21 protein-coding genes and 1 other annotated feature are annotated in these 21028 nt (G+C 35.0%); of the genes, 1 reads left to right on the forward strand and 20 read right to left on the reverse strand.

What is annotated here, in order from left to right:
• Window positions 1-43 precede the first annotated feature (43 nt).
• The 9 genes from RDV49_RS08335 to RDV49_RS08375 form a co-directional block, all read right to left on the reverse strand.
• A complete protein-coding gene (locus RDV49_RS08335; protein WP_003006709.1) occupies window positions 44-1270 on the reverse strand; it encodes a hypothetical protein in 1227 nt (408 codons plus the stop codon).
• A 151-nt stretch (window positions 1271-1421) separates the two neighbouring features.
• A complete protein-coding gene (locus RDV49_RS08340) occupies window positions 1422-1853 on the reverse strand; it encodes a hypothetical protein (protein ID WP_031574151.1) in 432 nt (143 codons plus the stop codon).
• Between the two features lie 135 nt (window positions 1854-1988).
• Window positions 1989-2429, reverse strand: coding sequence for a hypothetical protein (locus RDV49_RS08345; RefSeq protein WP_003006704.1), 441 nt, complete (start codon window positions 2427-2429; stop codon window positions 1989-1991).
• Between the two features lie 171 nt (window positions 2430-2600).
• Complete coding sequence (locus RDV49_RS08350; protein WP_129824413.1) at window positions 2601-3068, reverse strand: deoxycytidylate deaminase; 468 nt, start codon at window positions 3066-3068, stop codon at window positions 2601-2603.
• Window positions 3069-3172: 104 nt separating this feature from the next.
• Window positions 3173-3532 carry a 50S ribosomal protein L20 gene (gene rplT / locus RDV49_RS08355; RefSeq protein WP_000124834.1) on the reverse strand — a complete coding sequence of 120 codons (360 nt, stop codon included), beginning with the start codon at window positions 3530-3532 and terminating at the stop codon, window positions 3173-3175.
• A gap of 49 nt (window positions 3533-3581) precedes the next feature.
• Complete coding sequence (rpmI, locus tag RDV49_RS08360) at window positions 3582-3782, reverse strand: 50S ribosomal protein L35 (protein WP_003003453.1); 201 nt, start codon at window positions 3780-3782, stop codon at window positions 3582-3584.
• 33 nt (window positions 3783-3815) lie between these two features.
• On the reverse strand, window positions 3816-4346 hold the full coding sequence (gene infC / locus RDV49_RS08365; RefSeq protein WP_003003721.1) for a translation initiation factor IF-3: 531 nt from the start codon (window positions 4344-4346) through the stop codon (window positions 3816-3818).
• A 16-nt stretch (window positions 4347-4362) separates the two neighbouring features.
• Window positions 4363-4491: a sequence feature (ribosomal protein L20 leader region), on the reverse strand.
• Window positions 4492-4514: 23 nt separating this feature from the next.
• On the reverse strand, window positions 4515-5195 hold the full coding sequence (gene cmk, locus RDV49_RS08370; RefSeq protein WP_003006695.1) for a (d)CMP kinase: 681 nt from the start codon (window positions 5193-5195) through the stop codon (window positions 4515-4517).
• Window positions 5196-5209: 14 nt separating this feature from the next.
• Complete coding sequence (locus tag RDV49_RS08375; protein ID WP_003006692.1) at window positions 5210-5665, reverse strand: SAG1386/EF1546 family surface-associated protein; 456 nt, start codon at window positions 5663-5665, stop codon at window positions 5210-5212.
• 45 nt (window positions 5666-5710) lie between these two features.
• On the opposite strand from RDV49_RS08375, the gene RDV49_RS08380 reads away from it, so the two are divergent.
• The gene (locus RDV49_RS08380) at window positions 5711-5911 is read left to right on the forward strand and encodes a ferredoxin (protein WP_003006690.1); all 201 of its coding nucleotides are present in this window, start codon (window positions 5711-5713) and stop codon (window positions 5909-5911) included.
• A 10-nt stretch (window positions 5912-5921) separates the two neighbouring features.
• Here the strand turns inward: RDV49_RS08380 and RDV49_RS08385 are convergent, their stop codons facing one another.
• The 11 genes from RDV49_RS08385 to RDV49_RS08435 all read right to left on the reverse strand — a co-directional run bounded on the left by RDV49_RS08385 (window position 5922) and on the right by RDV49_RS08435 (window position 21010).
• Entirely contained in the window at window positions 5922-6398 is a 477-nt protein-coding gene (locus RDV49_RS08385; protein WP_037608346.1) for an EbsA family protein, read from the reverse strand.
• A 94-nt stretch (window positions 6399-6492) separates the two neighbouring features.
• On the reverse strand, window positions 6493-8997 hold the full coding sequence (locus tag RDV49_RS08390) for an LTA synthase family protein (protein ID WP_003006684.1): 2505 nt from the start codon (window positions 8995-8997) through the stop codon (window positions 6493-6495).
• A complete protein-coding gene (locus RDV49_RS08395) occupies window positions 8997-9866 on the reverse strand; it encodes a rhamnan synthesis F family protein (protein WP_003006681.1) in 870 nt (289 codons plus the stop codon). Before RDV49_RS08395 ends, RDV49_RS08390 begins: the two co-directional genes overlap by 1 nt.
• Window positions 9867-11066 carry an ATP-binding cassette domain-containing protein gene (locus tag RDV49_RS08400; protein ID WP_003006679.1) on the reverse strand — a complete coding sequence of 400 codons (1200 nt, stop codon included), beginning with the start codon at window positions 11064-11066 and terminating at the stop codon, window positions 9867-9869.
• The gene (locus tag RDV49_RS08405; protein WP_003006678.1) at window positions 11066-11875 is read right to left on the reverse strand and encodes an ABC transporter permease; all 810 of its coding nucleotides are present in this window, start codon (window positions 11873-11875) and stop codon (window positions 11066-11068) included. Before RDV49_RS08405 ends, RDV49_RS08400 begins: the two co-directional genes overlap by 1 nt.
• Window positions 11875-12816: a glycosyltransferase family 2 protein gene (locus tag RDV49_RS08410; protein ID WP_003006675.1), complete on the reverse strand. Its 942-nt coding sequence runs from the start codon at window positions 12814-12816 to the stop codon at window positions 11875-11877. Before RDV49_RS08410 ends, RDV49_RS08405 begins: the two co-directional genes overlap by 1 nt.
• Window positions 12813-13961: a beta 1-4 rhamnosyltransferase Cps2T gene (cps2T, locus tag RDV49_RS08415; protein WP_003006672.1), complete on the reverse strand. Its 1149-nt coding sequence runs from the start codon at window positions 13959-13961 to the stop codon at window positions 12813-12815. The genes RDV49_RS08410 and cps2T overlap by 4 nt, the downstream gene beginning before the upstream one ends.
• A 143-nt stretch (window positions 13962-14104) precedes the next feature.
• On the reverse strand, window positions 14105-15352 hold the full coding sequence (locus RDV49_RS08420; RefSeq protein ID WP_003006670.1) for a glycosyltransferase family 4 protein: 1248 nt from the start codon (window positions 15350-15352) through the stop codon (window positions 14105-14107).
• Between the two features lie 9 nt (window positions 15353-15361).
• A complete protein-coding gene (locus RDV49_RS08425; protein WP_003006668.1) occupies window positions 15362-16660 on the reverse strand; it encodes a DUF2142 domain-containing protein in 1299 nt (432 codons plus the stop codon).
• The gene (locus tag RDV49_RS08430) at window positions 16647-19598 is read right to left on the reverse strand and encodes a rhamnan synthesis F family protein (protein WP_037607825.1); all 2952 of its coding nucleotides are present in this window, start codon (window positions 19596-19598) and stop codon (window positions 16647-16649) included. The genes RDV49_RS08425 and RDV49_RS08430 overlap by 14 nt, the downstream gene beginning before the upstream one ends.
• Window positions 19599-19792: 194 nt before the next feature.
• Entirely contained in the window at window positions 19793-21010 is a 1218-nt protein-coding gene (locus RDV49_RS08435) for a hypothetical protein (RefSeq protein WP_003006660.1), read from the reverse strand.
• Window positions 21011-21028 lie beyond the last annotated feature (18 nt).

Consider the following 21028-nt stretch of genomic DNA (forward strand, 5'->3'; position numbering starts at 1 on the left):
ATGATAACAGTTCTTTAAAAATTTTCAACCCTATCTACTTTACTCAGTCTCCATTTTTAAATAATATACCTCCAATAAATACCAGGACTCCTAAAACCAAGGATAAAATATTTGGACCTGTCCAATAAGGATCTAGCGTACCTATGATGGAAACAATAAATAAGACAGCTGATGTATTTAAGAGACCCACATTTCCATTCCTCATAGCTATGAAAAGGATGAAAGTCGCAATCATAAAACAAATATAATGGATGGCACCAATATATAAGATCAGTAGATACATGGGGTTTCCTAAAAATAAAGGAAAAATCATAATACCAAGGTGGCAGACTGCTATTATTAAAGCGCTCCATAACCAAGACGAATGAAGAATGATCCTCTTTGGCAAATTTTCTTCATCAGTGTTTAACGGTTTTTCAGTGTTCAACTGTTCGTTTATATCTATCTCTCCTTCCACTTGAGAGTCCGCTATCTCTGGTTTAGTTTCAATAGATGATAGATCTTGTACTTTCACCTTGGACTCCCAGCTATCTGCAACTTTCTCAAACAAACCAAAAACACGACAAGCAATATAAATCGATAAGAGAAGATAAAAGAGACCGTAAAAGCTTATACGAGAGATGAAAGAGTATACTGCACCTATCACAACAAGAGAAGATAAAATGAGCAAGAGAGAAAATACTTTCTGAAGTTTCTCACTTGTACTTGTGATCATAACATTAATCAGAAGTAGAAACATTAACTCCATTACAATGTATCGAAGTGTAAAAGCGTAAATGTCACTCGTTCTATCCATACCAATCAATATAAATAGTGGAGAAATATTTGTAGAGGCAACAAATAGTACTAAATAAGCTATCGATGATTTCCAACTATCTTTACTTTTCCAATTGTTTAAAAGCTCCCTCATTTCTACATTCTTTATAAGCAAGCAAATCCATATTAAACAAATGATATTTAGCAGAAAGGAAATGTTCATCAGATTTGTTGGGGAAAAAGAGGGTAAAACAAGCATAAGTAGTTGGATAATCGAGAGGAGAAGAACAGCTATCAATCCTTCAACATTTAAACGTTGCTTCATGATTCTCCAAATTATCCAGCAAATAATCATTCCATCCCATATAGAAAAAATACTAGAGGTAGTGATCAGTGGTATATCTCCATTTAAATTTTGGGCATTATAGCTCTCTACTAGACTACTACCATAAGAAACAAGATAAAGAATTGCTTCAAGAATTAGCAGTATACCATACCATTTTTTTCTAGACATAGATTCTCCTCCACTTTCTAAGAAAAGTATTTAACGATTCATTTATTTAAATTATAACACAATTTGTAACCGTTTTCCTATTGCGTTATCAGTACTAAATAAATAAATAAATAAATAAAAAAGATAGGATTTATCACCCTACCTCCTATCATCAGTCTCCATTTTTTAACAATACAGTTCCAATCAATACCAGCACTCCTACCACAAACGGTGGTATATGATTAATCACCCAATCCGGATCACCCGCAGCAATAAATGAAAAAACATAAATAGCCACTGCCATATAAAGAGTTGCTTTATTGGCATTCACTATTCCATTCCAAAGCAGGATGGTTGCTATCACAAAGCTAATCATATGGATTCCCAAAAAGTACAAAAAGCCACCAGCCCACGCTCCCATTGAAAAGAGACCTAATAAAAGTAAAACTATATAAACAATGGCCAAGAACAAAGCAATAGAAAGGATTACAGAATTTCCAATTCTCTTCTCTGGCTTCATTTCATTGTTCGGAAAAAGACTTTCATCTGAAGCATATGCTTCATTTTCTTTATCTACTTCAGGATTTTTTTGTTGATCTGTCATAACTTTCTCCAAACATTTTTAGTTATTCTTTCAAATAATAGCGCTTAAAAATAGAGCGGAAGAACTGATTTAACTAGGGCTTTAATCGACCCGAATATTTTTTATTGAGTAGAGTTGACCATATCCATTTTTTAATTAAGAGCTTTTCACTTCTTTAACCAGGAGTGTTCCGATTAAATCCAAAATACATAAACATAAGGGAGCAATTCGAAATATTTCCCAGTCCGGATCAAAAGCCAAGATGATAGACAGCAGATAGAGTCCAATACTCGCATAGAGAAGGCTTTTATTCCCCTTCTTCATCCCTAGTCGAATTAGAAAGGCTCCAATCGCAAGACTTAATAAGTTTGGACCAAGGAAAATCAAAACGACAAATCCCCAACCATCACCCCAAGGTGCAAAGTAAAAGACAAACATTACAAGATAGATAATGGATAAGTAAAATGTCGCTGAAAGAAGAATAGAATGTAAGCTATTTTCTTTTGGAGAATTCTGAACAGATACAAAATTGGGATAATCTTCACTGATCTTACTATGTTCTTTATTTTCCTCAAGATGTTTCTCTTGGTTTGTCATCACTTTCTCCTAACTTTCTTATATTTTTATGTTTTTCCGTTAACACCATTTTACTTGATTCCATTATTCTTTTCATGATAGCCATCTATTCAATGCTATCTCTTAAACATTAATTTGGACAGGTTTCCAGTTAGATTGCTAACATATCATGAAATAGACTGGAAGCCTTCCCTAAATAAAATCAGCCTCTGCAATAGCCTTTTTGACTTCTTCAATCGGCAGATGAACCAGTTCTACTTCTTTTTCGCGGTAGAGGTATTCGGCATATTCATCGATGCGGTACTGATGAATGTATACCACTCGCTTGCAACCGACTTGAAGCAACTGCTTGGTACAATTGAGACAAGGAAAATGCGTCACATAAGCTGTAAAGCCTTTAGGAATTCCACGTTCAGCTCCTTGCAAAATCGCATTGACTTCCGCATGAATCGTCCGGACACAGTGTCCCTCGACCATAAGACAGCCATCCTCTAGACAATGATCTGTCCCAGAAACGGATCCATTATACCCTGTTGCAATGACCTTATTATCCTTAACCAGAACAGCACCTACTTTCGCTCGATTACATGTCGCTCGATTCGAAATCAGTAAGGCCTGTGCTGCAAAATATTCATCCCATGCTAGTCGATTGTGTGTCACCTTTGTATCCTCCATCTCTCCTCATATCGGTTCCGATTATTTTCATTATAGCATGAAATCAGCAAGAAAAAAAGACTGAGGAAAACTCCTCAGCCTTATAAATATTATTTACCAAGTTTTGCTTTAGCTGCATCTGCAAGAGCTGTGAAAGCTGCTGCATCGTTAACAGCCAAGTCAGCAAGCATTTTACGGTTTACTTCGATCTCAGCCAATTTCAAACCATGCATCAATTGTGAGTATGAAAGTCCGTTCATACGAGCTGCCGCATTGATACGTGTGATCCACAATTTGCGGAAGTCACGTTTCTTTTGACGACGGTCACGGTATGCATAGTAGTAAGAGTTCATTACTTGTTCTTTTGCAGTACGGAACAAGATATGTTTAGCTCCATAGTAACCTTTAGCTAATTTAAGAATACGTTTACGACGTTTGCGTGATACAACGCCACCTTTAACACGTGCCATTTATATTTCCTCCAATATTTCCTAGAATTCTTTACTTACGAATACGCGATTATTTCAAGCGAGTAAGCATTGCTTTGATACGTTTGAAATCCCCTGCATGCACCATAGATGCTTTACGAAGATGACGACGTTGTTTCTTAGTTTTTCCGTGGAAACGGTGAGAAGTGTAAGCACGGAAACGTTTAAGTCCACCAGAACCTGTACGTTTGAAACGTTTAGCTGATGCGCGGTGTGTTTTTTGTTTTGGCATGATATTTTCTCCTTTTTTTAACTTTCTGACAGATTATTTCTTGTCAGTTGCTGGCGCCAATTGCATGAACATTTGACGTCCATCCATCTTAGCTCGTTGTTCGATGATCGCCACATCTTGTGTCGCTTCAGCGAAGTCGGCTAAAACTTTAGCACCAATCTCTTTGTGGGTAATCATACGACCCTTAAAGCGAATGGATACCTTCACTTTATTTCCTTTTTCAAGGAATTTGCGAGCATTGCGAAGTTTTGTATCGAAATCACCCTTGTCAATCACTGGGCTCAAACGAACTTCTTTAACGGTCACAACGCTTTGTTTTTTGCGTTGTTCTTTTTGCTTCTTCTGGTACTCAAATTTGAACTTACCGTAGTCCATAATTTTCGCAACAGGAGGTTTAGCTTGCGGTTGAATGAGAACCAAGTCAACATTAGCGTCGTCCGCAAGTGCTTGCGCTTCGCTAAGTGGTTTGATACCCAATTGCTCACCTTCAAGACCGATTAAGCGAACTTCACGTACACGAATTTCATCATTGATGAATAAGTCTTGCTTTGCTATGGTTTTCACCTCTTTTTTATTATTCGAGAAAAACAAAGAACGGACCTGCAAAACAGGCCCGAACTACATGATGTATTTCATTACTGAAACTTGATCCGTAGGGGCCAGGCAACTTGCGTCACAAGGCGAGAAGTTCTCACTTCTGCTTTTCTCAACTTTTATATGATATCAAGTTTTTTATTCTTTGTCAAGAAGTTTTTTTGCTTTTTCTTCAATAAAGGCAACAACGTCTGCAATTCCAACACCCGTTGTGTCAAAATGAATGGCATCAGCTGCAGGTTTCAAAGGAGAAACGGTACGGTGGCTGTCCTTATAGTCACGCTCAGCGATTTCTTTTTTCAACAATTCAAGATCCGCTGTGATGCCCTTTTCAACATTTTCCTTATAACGACGTTCTGCCCGCTCCTCAACAGAAGCGACCAAAAAGATCTTCAACTCTGCATGTGGAAGGACAACTGTCCCAATATCGCGTCCATCCATAACGATGCCCCCCTCTGCTGCAATTTCTTGCTGTAGAGTGACAAGTTTTTCACGGATCGGCGCAAGTGCTGCAACCCATGAAACATTGTTAGTCACTTGGTTATCGCGAATCGGGTGAGTAATATCCACGTCCGCTACAAAGACAAGCTGCTCTCCTTCTTCCGAACGACCGAAACTAATTGGATACTGATCTAAAAGGGCTAAGAGGTCATCAACCTGTTCAGCTGTCAGATTATTTTGCAAAGCTAGGTAAGTCGCTGCACGGTACATAGCTCCTGTGTCTAGATACGTATAGCCTAGATCCTTGGCAATGATCTTTGCAACTGTGGATTTTCCACTAGAAGCCGGTCCATCAATGGCAATTTGAATTTGTTTCATGCTGTCCTCAACTCCTACTGAATCTTAACGACATCACCAGGATTGGCATACCAAGATCCTGTAGACATATGAGATGGATTTAACTGTTCCAATTGGGCAATGGAAATACCAGCACGCGCAGCGATCGCTGCTTCCCCTTCACCTGCTTGAACAGTGATTGTGCCTTCTTCAGAGTTCTCATCTTTTGAACTATCGTCTTTAGCCGCTTGGTCAGTTTGTGCTGCAGGGGCTGATGATTTCTGTTCAACCTTAGTCTCTCCATTGTAGAAACCAGACATTTGTTTTGATTTATTGCTGCCACCTGTTGAAAGGAAAATCAACAAGCAGACCATCGCCACTACTACTACAAAGAAAATAATGGCTAAAATCGTCAATAGACGATCTGCCTTGATTCCGTTTAACTTACTCGTTCTTTTCAATGTTTCTTCTCCATCATCGTAAATATCTTCTTCCCATGGTTCTTTTGCCATGACTTCCTCCTTGTTTTTTCTCGTAAAAATCATTACAATAGAAGTATGAAAGTTACGTTAATTCCAGATCGTTGCATCGCTTGCGGTCTCTGTCAGACCTATTCTGAATTATTTGATTACCATGACAATGGCATCGTTAAATTTGCTGCTGAAGAGGACGACCTCCTTGAAAAGGAAGTTCCTGTCACAAACGATGTTCTCGAGGCTATTAAAGAATGCCCCACTCATGCTCTCTTAAAAGATTAAGAGGGCTTTTTTATTTATCTGCATAATACATCTCGTAGTAATCCACATGGATGAAATTGTCCGTCAGGATTACTTCTCCCTTAAAATAAGGATTTAAGGCAAGTGCATTGATAAAGTATTTTTTCGGCCATTTGCGCATACAGAATGTCCGACTGCGCGAACTATCATTAAAAATGAGCTTGATCGATTTCTTATTAACTTCGACCTTTTCAATCGAATCAATCTTCACCTTGATTGGAGTAAAAGGATTAGCTGTAATAATCCGCAAGATCCCATCCTCATAGATCGTGAAGTAACGATGGACCCCAATCGCGAGCAAGACCATAAATAAAAAGAACGAAAACAAAACTAGCGTTGGCACACTAGAGCTCTCATACATCAAGGCCAGTCCAATAAAGACCGGAATCACTGCAATGGACCAATAAGTCACAAGAATAGATAAGTCCGGTTGCCAATGATAATGAACCTTTCCAAATATCCTAATCATGAGCGTACCCCCATCTAATAGTTTAGCATAAAAAACAAAAAAAAGGGAGCCAGACAGCCAAAATCACAAAGATTTTTAACTGCTTGTGCTCCTTTTAATTGGATTTGTTGGTTGGAACTTTAAAGAAGTCTTTAGAAAGGTAACCTTTCCCACTAATTAGGTCGTATTCAACCATTTTCAAATCCTCTGCAATTTCTTGCGCTTCTCCTTCTAAGGCCTTTTTATCGACACTTGCTTTTTTCAGCACTTCTGTCAACAAAGCATAGTAAGGCGAAACTTTTGAATTGGTCTGTTCAAAGACCATAGCAGAGAAATCACTTGAATTGACCAAAGGATAGTTCAATTTCGGTGCATCAAAATTACTCCAAATGAAGTAGTCTGTCTGATACTGACTCTCCGGATTATTCTTAAAGGCGGACTCAGGATAAAGACCTGGCAAATGATCCCCATAAAATACCACTGTAATCTTCTTATCTATTTTAGAAAGACTTTCAAGGAAGGATTGGGTGGCGGTGTCAGTTTGTGAAAGCATTCTCACATACGATGATAAAGATTTGTTTTGTCCATCCGAAAATCCTGGATAACTCGCACTCATATCTATAGGATTCAGTTCCGTCCACGGAGTATGGTTCTGCATTGTAATCACAGAGAAAAATTGACTATTCTTATTCAGATTTTCTTCAATTAAGTGATAAGTTGAATCATCACTATAATTCCCACCAACATTATATCCTTTATTTCCTTTGTTTCCATAATGTATAAATTTATTAAATTTTAAATTCCCATATATTACATTTCTTGAATAATTACTAGGACTTGCAATATGAATAACATCTCGATTCTTAGGTTCAAAATAATTACTTATAGAAGGAAAATATTTCATATTAGGTGCTACTTGAGTATATAGAATAGAAATGCTCGGAGAAAGGTTGTACATTGGCAATCCTGTTAACGTTTGAAATTCCATATTAGCAGTCCCACCTCCATACCCATCAGATTTCATCAATCCACTAGTTGTTCTGCTCTTTATTCCTTGAATTTTAGGAATTGGATTTGATGAAACTTGAACTTTTTCTATTCTTGATGGATCTGAAAAACTTTCACTTAATACATAAATTACAGTTTGTTCATTGATGAATTGATTTCGATATTTATTTATTTCTACTGATTTTAAATGGTACTTTTCTTCAATCTTTTTAATAGAAGTTTTACTGTACTTTTCAGGTTTATGCATAATATCGGATGTCATCTGAGAAAACCATACATAGCTATTTGATTTCATTTGCGCATTAACTGTATTTCCAAACCATGCAATATCATACCGATTATTTAAGTTTGCTAATACTGGAATATGTTCACTCATTTTACCATCTTGCCTATTTTTAAAGGAATAGTAGACAGTAGAAAAGAAAAATAGAATAAAAAGAATTGTTGCAAATCTAACCAGTTGTGCTTTAAATACTTTACCATAAAGAAATATATCTTTAAAAAACCAATAAATTAATGAAAAGAAAACTATTAATACAAAAACATATAAATAAGAACTTGATCCAACAAATCCTAAAAGTGATCCTGGATTTTTCAACCAACTTAAATCACTTGGTAACAATGGTTCTTGGCGGAACTGATATTTTAAATAACTTGAAATTGAAATTCCAATAATAAGCAATATATTTATGATGGTAGTCAACAGATACTCGTTGATAATAGAGTACAGAAACAAAAACACAGCAAAAAAAATGCTAATTTGAAACAGTGTAGCCCCCGGAAAAATGTGTTTTTTCATTACGATTACATCTGTTCGTATACTATATTGAAGAAAATAATTTAATAGTATAGAAAAAACAACACTCGTAAGAACCACCAAGCCAAATCCCGGTTTATTATTTTCTAATTCATTTATCCCTTTTACAATATAACAAGAAATAAAGAAAACAATGATAACCAAGGTTAAAATCAGTTTATCTAGTTCTATTAAAGTAGGAGTCGTAAGTTTTATAATATTATTTTCAAGAAATTGAGTAATGAAATTACTCCCCATTACGGCGTTAAAAAATTTACTATCAGAAAAACAAAAAGCTGTTAAAGAAAATGCATAGAAAATAAATGTATATATTTCTCGATCATTCGAAATTGGAATTAGATATTTTTCAAACAATGGGAAAAATACAGAAATCAAATAATGATAGACAAAAGCGAATATAAAAATTAAAGCAATATAAAATATGAAATCTGTTTGAAGAAAAGAGTATTGCAAGCTCTTGAAAAAATTAAACTGTTTTTCATTTACTCTTAGACTAGCATCAAGTATATATGAAAATAATAAATACAATCCATAGATCACTCCTAATTTAATAAAAAATTTCTTATTCCAAATTTTTGACAATATCATTCCCAAATAGAGACTAGAAATACCGATTAATAATATTGAACTATTAAAATAAGAAACCTCTTGTATACGATAATGTGACTTCACTGTAAACTGCATATTAATAACATTTAAAATTAATAATGCAAACGCAAGAGAGAATAGAATAATTTTTAGAATACGTTTTTTAAGATAGTTATTATAAAAGCTATAAATCTTATTTAAATCCATTATCCTTTTCTTCCTATTGTTCTTTTAATTTTGTTTCGCACTTTTTTTAATAAAGTGTATCTTTCTGTTTGTTCATTTTCAACAGAAAAAAATTCTATTGAAGAATAGACACTATTTAAAATTTCAATTGGAAAATCTGAAACTTCTCTTATTTTATTTTTTAACTGATCAGCTTGAAGAGGATGCGCCTGAATTGCTTTAACTTTTAAAACTGGAACACGATGTTCTAATATTTTAAAAGGTTTATAGTAAGAAAAATCAGGATGAACCATTTCATCAGAATTTTCGTGCAAAGTATTAAAAACCACACCGTATTTAAATCCAGATTTAGTTAGAATACCAGTAAATTTTGTCTCGTAACGATCAATCACACTTCTTATATTTTCATAATCCCTAATACTTGTCCAAAACTTTTGAAAAACTTTTGACGACACAACTTGACGGGAATAAGAAACAAAATAACTCTGAAGATGTTCCTTAAAATACTTTGTTTTTCTAAAATTAGTCATTCCCCAAAAATCAATATCTACTTGTTTTTCAAATTTTTCGAAATACTCTTTTAAATCCCACAAGGGACCAATACATGTATCGTTCATCAAGGTAACCGAATCATAATCTATCAAGGAATTAAATCCTATATAATTCATACCATCTCGCCAGGCAGCAAAATCATACCCAATATTCTCTCGTTGAACAACTTCATTAATGCCAATTTTTCGTAGGGATTTTAAATGTTCAGTTGATAAGTAACTATTCGATATCAATAGAATACGCGAAAAAAGTGGGAAAAGTTTTTCCAATTGATATAAAACATGACTACTTAAATCATCAGACTTATTGTAGTGAACATAAAGTAGAATTCTATTCATCTACATCGTCTCCCATTTCCCATTCCTTTGCAATAATCCGGTAGCAGAATCTTTCGCTGACAAATCATCATCTAAAATATCTGTTCGATTTAATAAAATTATAGGTGAATTATCTCCCTTGGCAAATGCAAGCATTGTATTCGAGCTATCTCTTACTGAAACTTGAAGTTTTAATTTGATATCATTCAAGCTTGATAAACTACAAGAATAGCGGAAATTCTTTCTCCCTTTTCCATCAGTTAATAAATCTAAAGAATTATCATTATATACCCAAAGACCGCGATCAATTTCAGTTAGCGAGAAAGCTATGTAAGTTTCTATGTCCTGATTAACATCATATGAAACCTCAAACTCAATGGGATCTTCAGGACTTGACATTTTATTCGAAAGCAATTTTATATTTAAATTGCTTATAGCTGCATCATCAATTGTAACATCATCATTTGAAACTTTTTGATTTGCTGCATTATCATAACTATATTGATTTGCAACATCATCAGGATTTCCAACTACTTTAACTAACCCATTTTCAATTAAAACAGCCTTATTACAATATTTTTTTACAGCATTCATATCATGGGTTACAAGAATTGTCGTCTTACCTGATTTTTTGCGTTCCATAAAGTAATCATTACACTTACGTTGAAAAGCCTCGTCTCCAACCGCTAGAACCTCATCAAGAATAAGTATATCTCCTTGCGCTTTTATCGCAACCGAAAATGCCAAACGAACCTGCATCCCTGATGAATAGTTCTTTAACTTTTGGTTCATGAAATCATGCAACTCAGCAAAGTCTACGATATCCTCATACATAGCATCAATCTCAGCCGTTGAGAAACCCAGCATAGCGCCATTCATATAGACATTTTCTCGACCGGTCAACTCTGGGTTGAAGCCGACGCCAAGCTCGATAAAGGATACCAGTTTCCCATCGATGGTGACAGAACCTTTTTCCGGCACATAGATTTCAGAAATAATTTTTAATAGAGTAGATTTTCCAGAACCATTTCGTCCTACAATACCATAGAAATCTCCCTTTTCAACTTCAAAAGAAATGTCACGTAAAACTTCTTGTTTTTTGTAACCCTTAATCCCCCTAAATCGGTTTACTAAAGTTGTTCGTAAACTTTGAGTTGATTCAGTTGGTAACTTAAAGTATTTGCTGACATGATCAACTTTAACTGCAATATTACTTGACATTATAAAATCTCCGCAAATCGTTTAGAATTTCTGTTAAATACAATAACTCCAATAATAAATACAACTATTGGAATACAATATGGAATACATGCAATTAACTTATTATCAAACAAGTCCCAGCCACGAGGATTAACTGGATCAATAATATAGTGACGCATATCTTGCAAAATTTGTGCAATTGGGTTCATCATCAATAGTTTTGCAACATCAGTATGATTTCGTTGTAATAAATATGTAATTGAATAAATAATTGGGCTCGCATACATTCCAGCCTGTAGCACTACTTCCCAAACTGGACCAATATCACGGTATTTAACAAATAGAGCTGATAGGATAAAAGCAAAGCCTAATGAAAGAAACAGAATCTCAATAAACAAAGGAATGATTACAAGAGTATGGATCCCAAATGAGACATTATTAATCAAGGCAAAGGTGAATACAACTAATAAATTAATCGAGAAGTTAATAGCAGCTCCTAGCACCGATGAAACAACAATAGTCTGTTTTGGAAAATTCAACTTTCTCAACAAATCGCCTCTTGAAACAATAGACAACATCCCCATATTTGTCGCTTCTGTAAAAAAGCTCCAAAAAATCATCGACAAAAGCAATCCAACTGCGTAGTGCGGAGTTCCATCATCAAATCTTAAGAATCGAACAAATACCACATACATGATACTAAACATCATCAAGGGTTTCAGAATTGACCAAAGATAACCGATTGCTGATCCCTGGTAGCGTAATTTAAAGTCTGTTTTGATTAACTCTCGTAATAAAATTCGATTTTTCTGACTAAAAACGTCAAACATTATTTTTTACCTCGATATGCAAACTTTGTCAGAATCAAGCTGGTAAACACAAAGGTGTGAAAGGCTCGGTTCTTCCGGTAACCATACTGACGAATCCGTCTCAGACGTTCTTTTAGTGGAACATCCATAATGGTGACAAAGTTTTCAATAATTTCTTTAGTTTGGGAACTGACAGGCAGATCCAATAGATTTTTTGCTTGTTCTTGACTAGACTCTATGAGATTCCAATACTTGGCAAACAGCACATGGGGTCGGATCCAATTTTTAACCCGTTTTCTGAGGGTTCGAGCACCCAGAACATTGCTACTGTGCTGACGGTACAATTCTGTTGGTTGATCGATATAGATGAGCTTCCCAAAGGCAGTTGCCAACAAGGCCAAATACCAATCATGCATAAGGAGCGCATGTTTTTCTTGACCTGTCCATAACTCCACCAGAGCGTGGTTAATCATGGCAACTCCGCCAGTTACCGTATTTTCCGTCAACTCTTGAATCAGTCCGGTATTGGCATGATCAGACTGGGTGCGAATCATACTCTCATGCTGCACATTCAAGTTTTCATCGACCACTTTTAAATCTGTGTAGACCAGCAAAGGCACTTCTTGAGGGTGCTTGGCGGCTTCTGCTACTTGAAGAGCAATCTTTTCAGGAAGCCAGACATCATCTTGGTCACTGAAGCAATAGAGATCAGCTTTTTCATATTTCAGAAGCGCATGGAAGCTCTTGATAACACCGAGATTTTCGATAGCTCCTTGGTTGATAAAGCGAATGCGCTCATCCTGGGCCACCAACTCTTGAATGATCTCCACCGTACCATCTGTCGATCCATCATCTCGGATCAAGAGTTGCCAGTCTTGATAGGTCTGGTCTTGGATACTTTTGACCTGCTCTTTTAGATACAGTTCACCATTATAGGTGGACAACAAGATATTTACTTTCATGATAAGAATAATTCCTCATACTCACCTACAATTTTTTCCCAGGTAAAGTTTTGCTTCATATTGGCCTTGGCTCGTTGCCCCCATTCAAATACATCTTCTAAAGAATCAACCTGATCAATTAAATGTGCTAAATTTCCAGTTTCTTTAGTCCAATAGTGAGCCGAATCCTTAGCGACCGTTTGGTTAAAGGAGACCCCTAAAACTAAATTGAGATCCGTCTGGGCAAGAGCCTCTAGGAGACCAGGATTGGTTCCGCCCACTTCATGACCATGGATATAGGCAAAGGCTTCTTTACGGATATACTTCAAGAGGTCTTGATCATAGACCGTTCCTACAAACTTAACACGAGGATCCTGATTAAATCCAGTTCGAGCTCGGAGCTCCTCAAAATAAGGATTGCCTTCCTGGTTACAAATGATCACCAAATCCCGTTTGGTGGAAGAGGCCATAAATTCACGAATGGCGGTCTCATAATTATTTTCTGGGACAAAGCGGCCCAAGATCAAATAATAGTTCTTCTCCTGTGTCTGCCATTTCTGATAGAATTCTCGGACCTTATTATCCTGACTGCTTAGGCTGGTTGGAGACAAGTCCGTCCCATAGGCAATATAGGTCGTCTTGGACCAAGGATAGGCTTCCTTGATATAGGACTCAATACCCGGGTTGTCAGAAATCACCAGGTCAGCGTGGCGCGTCATGATCTTTTCAGAATACTTAAGATAGGCTTGGATCGGCTTGGCCCACTTGGCCCTCTTCCACTCCAGTCCATCTGGGTTGATATAAAATCGTCCGCCTATCTTATGGATCTTGCGCGCAAAAGGGGCCACAAAGGCTCCGATTGTATTGCCCAATACGTAAAAAATCGGCTGTTCAATTCCTTGTTTCTTAATAAGCTTCAAGGCGTAGTTGATGGCCATCATATCATAAGCAATGACACGCGCAGGCCCAAGCTTAGGGGCTTTAATGGTAAAACAATCGACACCCTTGTAGTCAAAATGTTGATAAGCTTGATCATTAGAAAGGCAGGCAACATGGTACTGGATATCTGAAGACACTTGATGGGAGACCAATTGGTCCACAAAAGTCTCAAAACCGCCATATTGAGCCGGAAGCCCACGACTTCCGATAATAAAAACATGTTGCATAGAGTTCCCTTTCAAATCATTCACAGTCTATTCAATTATACCATTTTCTAGGCTTTTTGCCTAATCCAAACAGAAAAGGGAGTGCCACAGAAGGAGCTTTAAATAAAATTCCTTCTGTAATACTCCCACTATGATAAAGAATTCTAACCCAGTTTCTTCAGTCGAAATATTTTTTTAAAAGCAGATCTTACACTCTTTATTAGAGCTTTTCGGCTGTTTAAAAAATCTGTATCTTTCTGATTTACTTTTTTATGACGCAATTCATCATCCTCAATCTTTTCAGTAATATTAGCATAAACTCTCTCAAGAGAATATCTCTCTTTTAAACATGGAACTGATTGTACTGCTTCAAATTTCTCTTGGTCAAATCCATCAAGGACCTCTGAAATCATTCTAGTTAAAGCATCTAAATCACCCAAAGGGTAGATACGACCTTGCTCTTTCATATATTCAAAAGCAGATTTATGTCCCGCATTATCTGATAAAATTGTTGGAATACCATTTAAAACAGACTCAACATAAACAAGACCAAACGTCTCCATACTAGATGGAAAAACAGCTAAATCCTTATCAGTAATCTCTGACCAAGGATCATCTAAATACCCCAAAAATGAGATATTTTTCAAATCTTGCTCTGCAATATAATCATCACAGAGCTGTTTGTAATCCTCATCCCATGCGCCTAAAAATACAAGTTCAGTTCCTGCTCGATTAAGCATCTGAAAAGCTTTAATTAACTCAAGCTGATTCTTTCTCTGAGTCAAGCGACCAACCGAAACAATACGATGTTGGTCATTAGATTCAGTTTTTATATCTTCTTTTGGTTCAATTTGAGTATAAGGTGCAAAGGAATAAATCTTCCTATTTGGAAAATACTTTTCTAAATCCTTAGTTAAAGCTCCTGTTACAGCAAATATTTCATCAGAAAACATATCTATAAAGTCTAGTTTTTCTTTGTAGTAACCGAACTCCCCCTCAGGAAATTCATGAATCAACCAAAAATGTTTGACATTCTCAAAAGCTGCAGCAAGTGCTCCTTGAAAGACGTTGACTGTATTACTGATGACAAGTTCCACCTTGTTATCTACAATAATATTTTGAATATCTTTGACATTTTTATTATAAGAATTCACTCGTATAAAATGATTAGCCGGCAAACCACCCGGTGCTTCTTCCCACCACCATTTGACAGCTGAAAAACCATATGTCTCAATCCCTTCTTTCTGAAGTCTTACTTGATACTCTTCTTGAGATGGAACTTTATAATCAGGAAAAACGTTTAATACACGATAACCTTTTTTCACAAGAAATTCCATCAGATTTACAATTGAAATTTCAGCACCATTATCCAACGTTCCTGTTGGAGAAATGAATAGAATTGTTTTGGTCATAATTTTCTCCTACATCCAATAGAAAGGAATTATCAAAAAAATGGAAATTAGAAAATTTACTAGTAGTGTTATGGTTGAAATTTTTAAAACTTTATTTTGCGAGATTTCAAAGTTTCCTAAATTTGCCACTAAAGGTAAAAAGAGGATTAAAAATGGTGTAAAATATCTTCCTTGAGAACCAACTGAAACAGAAGCCCCGTGTCCAAGAACAATCGGTGTCCATTGAAGGTACATAACTGTTACAGTAGCTAGAACTTGAATTGGAAACAACCAGGCTGAAAAAATTGAAAAATCTTTTGAAAAGAAATCTTTTTCATTAGCTAAGAAAATTAAAACCAATACTGCTATATCTATGAAAATCAGCCATAGAGGTAACTGCAATGTAAAGTTTCCTAAATAACCAAAAACTCCTATTGTGAGAATAGAATTTAAATCTCCATTTTGCCTTGCATTTACAAGTGTATTTAAAAGTACATGACTATAATGGACGAGACCACCTTCATTTCTCATTAACAATTGTAAAATGAATAAAATGATTAAAAGTAATAAAAAATAAAAGACAAACTTATATCTAGAAACTATAATCTTTAGTGACTTAAACGGTCTATTTAAAACTTTTAATACACCCTTAAATTCAAATGATACAAAAGGTATCAAACCTAATAACAAAATATTATTTGGTTTTGTTGCTAGAAGCAAAATCGCAAGGCCGATCACTTGAACAAAATTACGATTGGTAAATCGTTTCGAATAGGCGAGATTCGTGATAAAACCAATAGCCAACATCACTTCCAAGTAATTCATCACATCATAAGAAAGAGATGAAGCTTGTTGAACCATAATTGGTAATAGTGATATAAACATCAAGGCTGTCTTTCCATACTTAAAATAACGTATTAAAAAGTATAACCCAAGTATATAAGCTAATGCATTAAAGATACGCCCCATATAAATGATCATCCCAACCGAGGGACTAATCCAACTTCCTATCGTCATCCCAATTAATTGAGGTAAAAAAGAAATCGTTTTTAGACTAATACCAACTTTAAATGGCTCATTCTTCATTTCAATTTTGCGTGCTAGAAGTTGTTTATATTCCCTTGGTTTAACCTTATCATTACTTGGTATCTCATCCATCCACTTAAAGGAATTCTCCGTTTGTTTGTGTATAGTCTCCCAAGTCATACGCGCGTGGTTCATTTCATCTGGCACACGATTAATCGGAAACAGAAACATAAATGAGAAAATAAAAATCGTTGCTAATATGAAAAATAAATTTTCAACTTTTATCTGTTTAATTCTGTTCAAAATAAGTCACCATTTCATCTTTCTTGCTTAAGGTACAATTTTCAAGGACTGCTCGGTATGCTGATTCTGCTAAGTTTTGCCTTAATTCTGGAGATAAAACTAAAGCTTCTAGCTTGTCAAACCACTGATCATCAGTAACTAACAGACCTGTTTCACCATCAATAACCATATCCGAGAAAGCTCCTATCTTGCTTGCTACTGTTGGTACTTTCACCAAAGCAGCTTCAATCCACTTAATCTCAGATTTGGCACGATTAAAGATAGAATCCACAAGCGGTGCCAGGTTAATATCAACCTCGCTAATCAATACAGGTAATTTGTCCCAGTCCACATAATCGTGAGTGACAATTTGATTTTCAAAGGGCTTCATATCTTTTGGAATATCAAGAATTCCGACAATATGTAATTGAACATTACTGTATTTTTTAAGCAGTTGCTTAATTGCTGGTTTAATCAATTCAAAATTCTCATTATGACTTATTGAACCAGAAAAATAACCAATCTTAACCACGTCTGAGACTTGAGAATAGTCCTTAAGAAATTGACTACTGATAGAGATTAACTCATCAGAGGCTAGATTACGATTCAGCAAAACCTTGCTTTGATACTTCTTCAACTCTTTTTGCAACTGATTCGTTGAAGTAATAGCACCGTCACAGTTCTCTAGCATGTAACCATAGTTTCGAACATTAGCATCATAATTTTCCTTCTCATGGTGTGGTAATCCTTTAGTATAACTCAATTGATCAGTATATAGCGTATCAAACACCAAATCATCAATATCAAAGAAAATTGGTTTCCCATAGTCCTTTGCCAAATGGCAAAGACGGAGAAGTTCAGGAGAAATTGGTGACCGATATATGATAATATGACTTGCATTTTGAGCTTGAGTCAATTCGAATTCTGATAAATTTACTACCTTAACTTTAAATCCATGTTTCCGTAATTGCTCTGCTTTATTTAAAACACGATAGCGCGTACATTGTGGAATAATATTTTCAACACCATCAATCAATAAAATATATTGTTCACGAGGAACAGCTTTGAATTTATTGACAATATCTTGCAAAATTGACACTGGGTAATCTGTCTTCTCAGCAACATACTCTAGCAAATCCGGAACTTCTGACTCACGCTCAAGACCTTGCCACAAGAATTGATCCTCATCATAATTTTTCAAAGCTGTGTATTTGACCAAAGGACTACCTGCTTTAAGCATCCTCAACGGGTGAATATACATAGCAGAATCTTCGTATTCTTGCACCACAGCATCGAAACGATAACCTATATCAGAAAAATACTTGGTAAAACGTGTCTCATGTCGACCAATAGCCTTATCGCGAGAATCTGTGTCTGTCAAATGTGTCCAATATTCATAAAAAGCATCATCATTTAACATGAGCTTTTCAATAACTAGAAAATACGACTGAAGGTGCTTAGGAATATAGCCGTATGGGTTCTCCTTCGTAACATCTTCTTGCTCTTCTCCAAATGAAATCCCCCAGAAATCAAGATGCTTATCAGTCATCTCTTGACAAACTTGAGACAGATCCCTCATCGGTCCAATATTGGTATCATTGACCAAGAACAGTTGATCATAATCTTTAAGCTTATCTTTACCAAGAGCAAAGATCCCCTCTCTAAAGGCTGCTGTGTCATATCCCTTATTGTCACGAGTCAAAACTTGTCCATAGGGTTCAAGTGTATTGATATCTTCAACATGAAGCTGACCGTTTACAACAACAATGACATCATCCATCAACGGGGACAAGGCCTGTAAAAAACGTAATTTGTATTCTTGCAACCGATTTTCAGATTCGAAAATGACATAGACTAGCGCTCTTTTACCAGTAAATGACAGAGCAGACCGTTGACTATTTCTAAGACGACGTAACCGACGAACCTTAAGTGGGGTCACATGACGACGTAATCTAACAATTTTATCCTTTGTAGCATTTAAATAAGACTTGATTTTTCGTGGATTTTTTAATAAAACCTTCGTGATTTTAATAGGTTTAATCAGAGAATTCCCTATACGATACGAAAGAGAACTTCGAATCAGTTGTATCTCTTTACGAGCCTCTTTCAATTCTACTACTTGCGTTTGACTCTTACGATGAAGTTGTTTCTGCTTTCTTTGTAATTCTTTTACATATTCAGAAACATCATTATGGTGACTTATTAAACTTTCTAAACGATCTTCTAAAGTCATGAGATTATCACAAACTGCTTGATAAATGTCATGAGGAAGCCTATCCAGATATTTCTCAAGAACTTCGAGATAGATCTCATAATGATATCGTACGGAGTCCCTTTTTGAAATCGAATCTTTCTCAAAAACGCGATAATTAAGCTTGGTATTCGGCTGATATACTGCTTTAGCACCATTATTAATAATGAGGTTCAAGAAAAAATCATAGTCTTCAAGTTTTTTCCCTGAAAGTTTTTCATCATAATAGATACCCTTTAATATTGTTTTTTTTACTAAAGAACAGTTTGAAATATAGTTTGATTTCAATAAGTTATGTAAATCAAACTCTTGTGCTTTTAAATAGGTTTCATCTTTTTCAAAATTGTATAAATCACAATACACTATATCCGCTTGATGATTATTCGCACAATCATATAATTCCTCTACATATCTATTATCCAAGAAATCATCACTATCTACGAATAAAAAATAGTCCCCATTTAAAAGATTGAGTCCTTTATTCCTTGTTCTCACAACACCTATATTTTCGTGAGATTCAAATATCGTCACAAAAGGCGATTCTTTCAAAACCTCCTGAATAACTTCTGAGGAAGAATCTGTCGAACCATCATCAAGAACAATTAATTCAATGTTACGATAGGTTTGGTTAAAAATACTTCGCAAACATTGTTCAATGTAATTTTCATGGTTGTAACATGTTACAACTACTGATATTAATTTAGTCATTTTTCTATCCATTTCGATATTTATTCTAAAAAAAATCAAAGTTTAATAATAAAATATTTATGATACACTTTTATTCACAAAAAAGCATACTAACCTCAATCTTTAAAAAGAGTACATATAATACTAATTATACTACAGTTTTTAAAAAAATGGAAAAACACATTAATAATAAAAAAAGTAGAATGAATCTACTTCTAATTAATTTTTCTATGTTTTATCTTTAAATAAATTTCATTTATAAACTTACAGGTTATTATGAAAACACTTAACATTATTGGTAAATAGGTCCTAGTATCTGAAGCATACAAAGTTGGTGAAAACGAAATAACCATACGTCCCAACAGGCCAATTATAAACAAATAGGAAAGCCAAACCTTATCTTTAGAATCTGAAAGACTCCATATAATAAACAGTAAAATAAACAATATAACAAAATAGAATAGAACTGCTCCAAAATAAACGAAATTAAATTCAAATGTTCCACTTTCTCTGGCAAGCTTACTAACAGTGGATAGCGTGAACAATATACTTCTCCATTCAAACTTATGACTTAAAATAGTTAATAAAACAACTGTAGAAAGTATAAAACTAGTAAAATTATTTTTGTAAATAGATAAAATTACCGAAACAATTAAAAATAAAATTACAAATGCAAATGAGACAGATAATAGTCCATCTCCCGTTTCTAAAATGCCTAGACCCACCTTTTGAATACTATTTAAATTAATAAAATTTGGAAACCAAGAATCTACATTTTTCATAAATCTTATTGTATTTCCAGGAGCTAATTTCGCTGATAAGATTCCTAATGAAGAAACCACAACAAATAGAATATTCCAGTTTCTGTCACTGTTAATCTTCCAATCTCTAATGAGTTCAAAAACAATCCATAGAAAAGCATAAATTGCTAATTGTTCTTGCATGACAGCGAATACAAAACTTACAAAACTAGCAATCTTTACCAACAAGTTTGATGAATGACGAAAATAAAGAGAAAATAACATGAATGAAGCCGGAAGAATATAATTTACATAGGTCGGAATTGATCCTGCACTCAAAAATTCACTTGCAGGAATACAAATGAATATTAAGAACCCTGGAAGCCATGGAAGTTCCTTTGAGAACTTTTTGCTAGGTAATAGGAATACAAACGTTGCCAAAGCAGATACAATGACAAATAGTTTTTCATGAACAGAAAATAAAAGTGTTGCTGATTCAATTAACAGTCTGCTACTCCATGTAAAATAACGATCAATTCCGAAATAGAGATAATTATATTGAAATTCTTCTGCGTATTTCAAAAATGCGGTTTGATCTCCAACTGGTGTAATTTTATTATTAATATAATACTGTATTGCATACAACACAGATACGATAAATATATATAAATAAAATCTTTTACTGTTTTTCATTTTTTCTCCCTAAACATA

The sequence above is a fragment of the Streptococcus parasanguinis genome, assembly GCF_031582885.1.
In the GTDB taxonomy this organism is placed as follows: domain Bacteria; phylum Bacillota; class Bacilli; order Lactobacillales; family Streptococcaceae; genus Streptococcus; species Streptococcus parasanguinis_M.